This window comes from Bartonella pachyuromydis (genome assembly GCF_039543065.1).
In the GTDB taxonomy this organism is placed as follows: Bacteria; Pseudomonadota; Alphaproteobacteria; order Rhizobiales; family Rhizobiaceae; genus Bartonella; species Bartonella pachyuromydis.
This window is the reverse complement of record NZ_BAABJA010000059.1, coordinates 1-839: the sequence shown is the minus strand read 5'-3', so window position 1 is coordinate 839 and position 839 is coordinate 1. Positions and strand designations below refer to the sequence as shown.

The 839-nt window shown below is 42.0% G+C and carries 1 protein-coding gene and 1 pseudogene; both read right to left on the bottom strand.

Features of this window, described 5'->3' with window-relative positions; translation table 11 throughout:
- Positions 1–202 (bottom strand): annotated as a pseudogene (locus tag ABD917_RS08730) (YfjI family protein); the annotation flags it as partial.
- Positions 199–839: DUF7146 domain-containing protein (locus tag ABD917_RS08725; RefSeq protein WP_345119670.1), on the bottom strand; the 641-nt coding region annotated here is incomplete at its 5' end. The pseudogene ABD917_RS08730 and the gene ABD917_RS08725, both read right to left, overlap by 4 nt.

Genomic DNA, 839 nt, shown 5'->3' with positions numbered 1-839 from the left:
CATAAATATAACGACTTAATCTAAAAGGCATTTGTGCAACGTGAAAAGGTTCGACGGGTAAGAGAGCACTCTCAATCGGTTTTAATTCTCCCCACCCATTTTGTTGCAAGACTTGTTCATAAGGAATGGCTTTTAAACAAGCATTATCGCTATCATTTAAAGAAGTATTTTGGTTGTCATTTATTATATCACTTTCTTTCATATTTTCCTCTCTTTAGAAAGTAATAAATCGTTGAAATCTAAAGTGTTAGGGGCTTGCATGATAAAGACCTCAAAGCCTTTGCTATAAGCACGCGCAGCTAGGGTGAAACCTGCTTTACGATCCGCATCATCCCCATCCATTGCGATTGTCAGACGCCCTTTTATAGGGGGTAAATTCACACGCATCATGCCACTGGTGGAAAGGGACGCCCATAAATTCACGGGCTCTGATAACAAACCAGACAGCAGAGACAGACCCGTTTCAATGCCTTCACAAATGACAAGATGTTTTGGATTGTCTTGGCTTAAGTACACAGCACCGCCCATAACAGATCCCAACATGGCTTTGGCTGGTTTCTGATCTGTTTTGCAGCCATTGGCTTGTAAAAAGGTTCTATGAATGGCAAAAGAGCCAGCCCCCTTAACAAGCGCTACCAACGCGGGCAGTGTCATTCCTAAGGGGTGTGGACATTTATCGTGAAAACGTAAATCAGCAGGCAATTCACAAGTAATCCCCCGATTGCGTAAATAGGTTTCTGCTAAAGTGTTTTTAATCGGTTGGCTTTGTTGCCAAATCTCTTTTGCTCTTTCTGCTTTCTGTTGTACTCGTTTGAGATCAGCAGAAAACTGTTTTGAGA